We start from the raw sequence: 7,814 nt of genomic DNA on the forward strand, positions 1-7,814 counted from the left end.
GGTCGGGTGGAAGGGCCGGTCCCTCAGCTGACCGACGCCGGAGCTGCGCGGGCCGGATCCGGCACTCGCGACCCCACCTTGTCTCCCAGCCGCGCCAGCACCTCGCTGGTCGCCCGGGCGAAGTTCAGGGTGATGAAGTGCAGTCCCGGCGCGCCCTCGGCAATGAGCCGCTCACTCATCTCGGTGGCCAGATCGATGCCGATCTCTCGCACGGCCGCGCGGTTCTCCTCCGGGCCGTCGCCGGCAGCGGAGGACAGCCTCCGTTCGAGTTCCGCGGGCAGCTCCGACCCGGAGAGTTCGAGCATGCGGCGCACCGACCGCAGCGAGGTGATGGGCATGATCTCGGGAATGATCGGCTTCGCGCCCTGCTCCGCGTCGTAGGCGGCGACCCGGTCACGAAGCCGCAGGTAGTCCTCGACGTCGAAGAACATCTGGGTGATCGAGTACTCCGCACCCGCACGCAGCTTTGCCACCAGGTACCGGGTGTCGTGAGCGAGGTCCGGTGCCCGGTAGTGGCCCTCGGGGAACGACGCGACACCGACGTGGAAGTCGCCGAGGTCACGCACGAGCCGGACGAGTTCCTCGGCGTACTCGACGCCCTCGGGATGCTTCCTCCATTCACCCAGCGGGTCCCCGGGCGGATCGCCGCGCAGGACCAGGATGTTGCTGATTCCCCGGTCCGCGTAGGCGCCCACCATGGAGCGCAGTTCGTCGACGCTGTGGGAGACCGCCGTCAGGTGCGCCACCGGCAGCAGCGTGGTTTCCTCCGCGATCTGACCGGTGACGCGTACGGTGCGATCGCGGGTCGAGCCTCCCGCGCCGTACGTCATGGACACGAAGGCGGGGCCCAGACGCTCGAACTCCCGGACGGCACGCCACAAACGAGCCTCGGCAGCCTCGTCGCGAGGCGGAGAGAACTCGACGGAGAACGGGATACGGCCGTCGCGGGAGCTCCGTAGACGGTCGACGACGGACGGGGTGTTGGTCACCCATCCCTCACTGGCCCGCCCCCTGACGGAATCGAAAGTCACCCGTCAAGCATAGGTAACTGCCCGGTAGTTTCGTCCACTGCATCTGCCGGACCGTGACAAAGCCCGGTACGCAGCCCGGCCGACAGTCGCCCACTATGGTGGTGACGAGGCCTGTCGCCGCTCCCGGTGCGCACGCCAGACTTCGATCCTGGAGGCCACCCTGTCTGTCGGAACCCGCCCCACCGCACTTGCGGCTCGGGTCGAGAACGCACTTCGAGAGTTCTTCACGAGCCGGACGGATCTGGTCGAGGCCGTCGGCGGGGGATACCGCGACGCCGTCACCACACTCGAGAGTTTCGTGCTCCGCGGCGGGAAGCGGGTGCGGCCCGCTTTCGCGTGGACCGGCTGGCTCGGCGCAGGGGGCGACGAGGACGGCCCCGATGCGCGCGCCGTTCTTCGAGCCTGCTCCGCGTTGGAACTGGTGCAGGCCTGCGCGCTGGTGCACGACGACATCATCGACGCCTCCACCACGAGACGTGGCTTCCCCACAGTCCACGTCGAGTTCGAGTCCCGGCATCGCACCGGCAGGTGGAGCGGCGATTCCGAGCACTTCGGCGAGGCCGTCGCGATTCTGCTGGGGGATCTCGCGTTGGCGTGGGCCGACGACATGGTTCGTGAGTCGGGCATCGGATCGGACGCCGCGGCACGCATGTCGCCCGTGTGGTCCGCGATGCGCACCGAGGTGCTCGGCGGCCAGTTCCTCGACATCAGCAACGAGGCGCGCGGTGACGAGTCGATCGATGCGGCAATGCGGGTCAACCGGTACAAGACCGCGGCGTACACGATCGAGCGCCCCCTCCATCTCGGTGCGGCCCTCGCCGGCGCCGACGAGGCCCTCGTCTCGGCCTACCGCGGTTTCGGCACGGACATCGGCATCGCGTTCCAGCTGCGCGACGACTTGCTCGGGGTGTTCGGGGATCCGTCGGTGACGGGCAAACCGTCCGGCGACGATCTGCGCGCGGGCAAACGCACCGCCCTGTTCGCCATGGCGCTTCAGCGCGCCGATGCCGCCGATCCCGCTGCTGCCGCGCTCCTGCGCCGGAGCATCGGTACCGACCTGTCCGACGAGGACGTCGACGTCCTCCGGAAGACGATCACCTCCCTGGGGGCGGTCACCGACGTGGAGGAACGGATCGTGGCGCTCGTCGAAACGGCAAACGCCACGCTGGCGGCCTGCTCCGCGACCGCCTCGGCGAAACAACAACTGACCGACATGGCGATCGCCGCCACGCGGCGCAGTTACTGAGATAGCCGATGTCTCGCACACCGCGGACAATATCCGGGCGCTCCGACCACATCGTGGTCGTCGGGGCGGGTCTCGCAGGGCTTTCTGCTGCTCTCCACCTCAGGGGCGCGGGGAAGCGGGTCACCGTCCTCGAACGGGAATCGACACCCGGCGGCAGAGTGGGCACGTACAAGCTCGACGGGTATGCCATCGACAACGGGGCAACGGTGCTCACCATGCCCGAACTCGTCCGCGACGCACTGGCCGCCGTCGGCTCGGACTTCGACGCGACGAGCCCCGCCCTCGTGCTGAGACGCCTCGACCCCGCCTATCACGCCCGGTTCGCAGACGGTTCGTCGCTCGACGTCCACACGGACCCGGACGCCATGGTCGCCCAGATCACGCGGGTGTGCGGCAGCGACGAGGCAGCCCGCTACCTGAGATTGCGGCGCTGGCTGGGCCGGATCTTCGACGCCGAGTACGACCGGTTCATGGCCTCGAACTTCGACTCGCCACTCGATCTCGTGTCGTCCCGGGCCGCGGCCACCGACCTGGCGAAACTCACCGCGCTGGGCGGCTTCGGCCGGCTGGGGTCCCGGGTGAACCGGACGATCACCGACCCCCGGTTGCGCCGCATCTTCACGTTCCAGGCGCTGTACGTGGGCGTGGCCCCATCGAAGGCGCTCGCTGTATACGGGGCGATTGCACATATGGACACCTCGCTCGGTGTCTACTTCCCCGAGGGTGGCATGCGGTCGATCGCGCTCGCACTCGCAGACGCCTTCACCTCGGCCGGCGGAGAACTCCACCTGGACACCGAGGTGGTTCGGATCGAGAAGACCGGCAGCAGGGTCCACGCTGTGCACACCGCGACGAACGGCTCGTTCGACTGCGACGCGTTGGTTCTCACACCCGACAGCGGTGTGGTCGACGATTTACTCCGTCCCGTGACCCGGCGGCGTCCGCGGCGCGCTCGTGTGTCGCCGTCCGCAGTAGTCGTGCACGGAACGGTACCGACCGCGGTGACGTCGGGGTGGTCGGCACGCCACCACCACACCATCGACTTCGGCGACGCCTGGAAGGCCACTTTCGCTCAGATCACCGCTCGAGCCGGGCGGGGACAGTTGATGACGGACCCGTCGCTCCTGCTCACCCGGCCGGCGCTGTCCGATCCAGGACTTCTCGTCCGACGCTCCGGCCGCGAGAGCGAACCGTTGTCGGTGCTCGCACCCTGCCCCAACCTCGACAGCGCACCCTTCGACTGGCCGTCGCTGACCGGACCGTACGTACGCGAACTTCTGCGGGTACTGGAGGCTCGCGGCTACCGAGGCATCACCGATGGTTTCGTGGTGGACCATGTCGATACCCCGGCCACCTGGCTCGCGAAAGGGATGACCGCAGGAAGCCCTTTCGCCGCGGCACACATCTTCCGGCAGACCGGGCCGTTTCGCCGCCCCAACCTGGTCAAGGGGGTCGACAACGTTGTTCTCGCAGGTTCCGGCACGATTCCGGGGGTCGGGGTACCCACCGTTCTGCTGTCCGGAAAACTCGCGGCGGCCCGCATCACGGGTACCTCCGGGGCGGTGCCGGGCGAGGCGTTGCGCACAGTGGCCACGTGAGCAATTAAACTCAGTCCGACCATGGGGTGCACTCGACGACGAGTGCACCGATCACCACCCAACTCGCCTCGGGGGAGGAATCTGCACTCATGACGTCCTCTGCCCGGCAATCCAGCGTCACAGCGCCGGTGACGCCGCCGCACACCAGGCCGGACCCCTCGTGGCCCCAGCGCACCTTGGTCCGGACGCTGGCCGACTTCCTGCGCAGCCCTGAGGGACATGCGGCGATCCTCGGGTTCGCCGGCGCGGTGATGATCACATTCGGCGGGTTCGGCGCGGGTAGCGTGCGGCGCCGGGATCCCCTCCTCGAGGCGATGCACCTGTCGTGGCTGCGGTTCGGACACGGCCAGATCCTGTCCACCGTCATCGTCTGGGTCGGCGTGGTTGCCATGATCGCCGCATGGGTCCGGCTGGGCCGTGCCACGCTGGGCGGCCGGGTGAGCCTGCGGCAACTGCGGATGATCGTGCCCCTGTGGACGGCGCCGCTTCTGCTCGCGGTGCCCATGTTCAGCCGCGACGCCTATTCCTACCTGGCACAGGGCGCCCTGCTGCGTGACGGATTCGACCCGTACGCGGTGGGACCGGTGGTCAACCCGGGCATCCTCCTCGACAACGTGAGCAACGTCTGGACCACCACCACCGCCCCGTACGGTCCGCTGTTCCTGCTCCTCTCGCAGGGAATCACCTCACTGACCGGCGACAACGTCATCGCGGGCACCATGCTCCTGCGGGTGACGATGCTGCCCGGCCTGGCCCTGATGATGTGGGCCGTCCCGCACCTCGCCCGTCACCTCGGGGGCAACCCGGCCGTGGCTCTGTGGCTCGCCGTCCTCAATCCACTCGTCCTGGTTCATCTCGTCGGTGGCGTACACAACGAACTGCTGATGGTCGGGCTGATGACGGCCGGTATCGCGCTCGTCCTCGAACGCCGCCACCTCGCGGGGATCGCGCTGGTGGCCGTCGCCGTGGCGGTGAAGGCCACGGCCGGTGCCGCGCTTCCGTTCATGGTGTGGATCTGGATGGTGCACGAAAAGGAGCGGGCGGAGGCCGAGGGTCGACGGCCGGCCTCGCCGCTGACGCTGTTCGCGAAGACCGCCGGCGCGGGCTTCGCGATGTTCGTCGCCGTCTTCGCCGCCGCTTCCGCCGTGGCCGGCGTGGGCCTCGGCTGGATGACGGCTCTGTCCGGTTCCAACAAGATCATCAACTGGCTGTCGCTGCCCACCGTCCTGGCTCACGGGGTGACCGTCGGGACGTCGTGGTTCGCGGATCTGCGATTGGGCGAGGTTCTGGCGATCACCCGGCCGATCTGCGCGGCGGCCCTCGTCGCCGTCGTCCTGGCCGTGTGGTGGCGCTTTCGCAAGACCGAGCGGGACGCGATCCTCGGAATCCTCGTCGTCCTCGTCGCCATCGTGATCCTCTCCCCGGCCGCGCTGCCCTGGTACTACTCCTGGCCTATCGCCGTCGCCGCCGGTTTCGCGCTGTCGGTTCGGACGCTGATGATCCTCACAGGCCTCTCCACCTGGCTCATGCTGGTCTTCCAGCCCGACGGGTCGATCGGCCTGTATACGTTCCCGCACGTGGTGGCGGCCACCTTTGCTGCCGTCGTCGCGGCGGTGTCCCTGCAGTCGGTGGATCCATTGCGACTTCGTGCACCGAGAGCACCCGAGATCCTCCCGGAATCGACATTGGCGGGTGCTGGACCGTCAGCGGCCGATCGGTCCGCGTGACAGACCTGACGGGCGCGTATCGGTACTGCGGTGCCGTCACCGCGCAGCACGGGCGTACCTATCACCTCGCCACTCGATTGCTCCCCGCCCCGCGCCGCGCCGCAGTGCATGCGCTGTACGCGTTCGCCCGGACCGTGGACGACATCGTCGACGTGGACGTGGACGAACACCGATCGGCCGGGCAACGGACTGCCGCACTCGAGGAAATCGAGTCGCTGATAAGGGCCGGATTTGCCGGCCGACCCGCGGTTTCGGGCGTCCCCGAGTTGCGTCTGGTTCTGCCCGCGTTCCTCGACACGGTGTCGCGGTTCGACATCCCGCACGAGTATTTCTTCGCGTTCCTCGACTCGATGCGGATGGACATTCCGGGCACGGAAAACTACCGCGCCCGATACGGCTCGATGGACGAACTGCGTGAGTACATGTACGGGTCTGCGGTGGTGATCGGACTCCAATTGCTGCCGGTCCTGGGCACCGTCCGCCCCGCTTCCGCGGCGCGGGCCCATGCCGCGGCCCTCGGCGAGGCGTTTCAGCTCACCAATTTCCTCCGAGACGTCGGTGAGGATCTCGATCGAGGCCGGGTCTACCTACCGGCCGACGATCTCGCCGCGTTCGGGGTCGACAGCGAACTACTGCGACACTGTCGCCGGAGGGGCACCCGGGACCCGAGGATCGTCCGGGCGCTCGCCCACCTCGTCGCGGTCACCCGGTCGGTGTACCGGCAGGCGGAACCGGGCATCGAGATGCTCGACCGACGGGTACAGCCCGGCATTCGGACCGCCTACATCCTGTATTCGCGCATTCTCGACGAGATCGAGGAGAGCGGCTACCGGGTGCTGGAAAGCCGGGCGACCGTGCCGAAACGAACACGTCTGGCGGTGGCACTCCCCCAGTTCGCGAGGCTTGCGCTCCCGGCACGCCCGAACCGGACGGGTTGAGCGGTCCGGAACCCGGGACGGGTCAGAAACCCTTTGCCTGAGCGCGACGGATGACCTCGCGGGCCAGGTCGCCGTGGAGCGCCTCCACGGGAGTACCCGGCAGAGAATCGTCCTCCGTGAACAGCCAGCGAAGGATTTCCTCGTTGCTGAAGTTGCCGTCGTGGAGGACGGCGACGAGTCCGGGCAGCCATTTGAGCGGCTGCCCCTCGTCGTCGAAGAACAGTTCGGGAATACCGGGCACGCGGTCACGCTTGACCGCGATCAACTGATGGTCCCGCAGAAGCTGCTGTACGCGGGTAACGGCGACACCGAGATTCTTCGCCACGTCCGCCAACTGGAGGAGCGAGACGGAAGGGTCCAGGACGTCTTCACTGTAAGGGATGGCACTCACTCCCCTAACGTTATCGGGTCGATTCGCGGGCGGTTCTACCGGTCGGTGTCGCTGGCTACGATTGAGGGGCGCTGTGGCTGGGCTACACGCCTACCGGGGGTCGGAAACATGCACGATGGAGGTCAACGTTTGATCGGCGAACTGCTCGACCGGCGCTATCGGGTGGATGCCATGATCGCGCGCGGTGGCATGTCCACCGTGTATCGGGGGCTCGATACACGTCTCGACCGTCCGGTGGCCATCAAGGTGATGGATCCCCAGTTCGCCTCGGATCCCGCTTTCGTCGCCCGCTTCGAGTTCGAGGCACGTTCGGTGGCCCGGCTCGCACACCCGTCGCTCGTCGCGGTCTACGACCAGGGGCACGACCGCGATCACGCGTTCCTCGTCATGGAACTGGTCAACGGCGGCACGCTGCGGGAACTGCTCCGTGAGCGGGGACCCATGCCGCCGCACGCCGTCGCTGCCGTCGTCGGCCCGGTGCTCGACGCCCTCGCCGTCGCGCACCGCGCCGGACTCGTCCACCGCGACATCAAGCCCGAGAACATCCTGATCTCCGATGGTGGCGAGGTGAAGATCGCCGACTTCGGACTGGTTCGCGCTGCCGCTGCCGCGACCACCACGTCCAACAGCGTGATTCTGGGCACAGCCGCCTACCTGTCTCCCGAGCAGGTCACCTCCGGTGTGGCGGATACCCGCAGCGACGTGTACTCCACCGGCATCATGATGTTCGAGCTCCTCACCGGGCGGACCCCTTTCACCGGGGATACCTCGCTGTCCGTCGCTTACCAGCGGATCAACCAGGACGTCCCGCGGCCCGGTTCGTTCATCGGCGGGGTGCCGGTCGAGTTCGACGAGCTCGTGGCCGAGGCCACCAACCGGGAGC

7 protein-coding genes are annotated in these 7,814 nt (G+C 68.0%); 5 read left to right on the plus strand and 2 right to left on the minus strand.

What is annotated here, in order from left to right; genetic code table 11:
• Positions 1 to 23 precede the first annotated feature (23 nt).
• Positions 24 to 1,031, minus strand: a complete 1,008-nt coding sequence (gene metF / locus WAW17_RS13825; RefSeq protein WP_422333528.1) for a methylenetetrahydrofolate reductase [NAD(P)H] — start codon at positions 1,029 to 1,031, stop codon at positions 24 to 26.
• Between the two features lie 148 nt (positions 1,032 to 1,179).
• On the opposite strand from metF, the gene WAW17_RS13830 reads away from it, so the two are divergent.
• The 4 genes from WAW17_RS13830 to WAW17_RS13845 all read left to right on the plus strand — a co-directional run bounded on the left by WAW17_RS13830 (position 1,180) and on the right by WAW17_RS13845 (position 6,540).
• Positions 1,180 to 2,277 carry a polyprenyl synthetase family protein gene (locus WAW17_RS13830; RefSeq protein WP_422333534.1) on the plus strand — a complete coding sequence of 366 codons (1,098 nt, stop codon included), beginning with the start codon at positions 1,180 to 1,182 and terminating at the stop codon, positions 2,275 to 2,277.
• An 8-nt stretch (positions 2,278 to 2,285) separates the two neighbouring features.
• Complete coding sequence (gene crtI / locus WAW17_RS13835; protein WP_422333529.1) at positions 2,286 to 3,875, plus strand: phytoene desaturase family protein; 1,590 nt, start codon at positions 2,286 to 2,288, stop codon at positions 3,873 to 3,875.
• An 89-nt stretch (positions 3,876 to 3,964) separates the two neighbouring features.
• On the plus strand, positions 3,965 to 5,602 hold the full coding sequence (locus tag WAW17_RS13840; protein WP_422333530.1) for an alpha-(1->6)-mannopyranosyltransferase A: 1,638 nt from the start codon (positions 3,965 to 3,967) through the stop codon (positions 5,600 to 5,602).
• Positions 5,599 to 6,540 (plus strand): phytoene/squalene synthase family protein, encoded by a 942-nt coding sequence (locus WAW17_RS13845; RefSeq protein ID WP_422333531.1) that lies wholly within the window; start codon positions 5,599 to 5,601, stop codon positions 6,538 to 6,540. The genes WAW17_RS13840 and WAW17_RS13845 overlap by 4 nt, the downstream gene beginning before the upstream one ends.
• A gap of 22 nt (positions 6,541 to 6,562) precedes the next feature.
• Here the strand turns inward: WAW17_RS13845 and WAW17_RS13850 are convergent, their stop codons facing one another.
• A complete protein-coding gene (locus WAW17_RS13850; RefSeq protein ID WP_422333532.1) occupies positions 6,563 to 6,931 on the minus strand; it encodes an Rv2175c family DNA-binding protein in 369 nt (122 codons plus the stop codon).
• 108 nt (positions 6,932 to 7,039) lie between these two features.
• Between WAW17_RS13850 and WAW17_RS13855 the strand changes: the two genes are divergently transcribed.
• Positions 7,040 to 7,814 (plus strand): protein kinase domain-containing protein (locus WAW17_RS13855; protein ID WP_422333533.1); only part of this gene is annotated, 775 nt, incomplete at its 3' end.

The organism is Rhodococcus sp. (in: high G+C Gram-positive bacteria) (genome assembly GCF_049286785.1).
Classification (GTDB): domain Bacteria; phylum Actinomycetota; class Actinomycetes; order Mycobacteriales; family Mycobacteriaceae; genus Rhodococcus_F.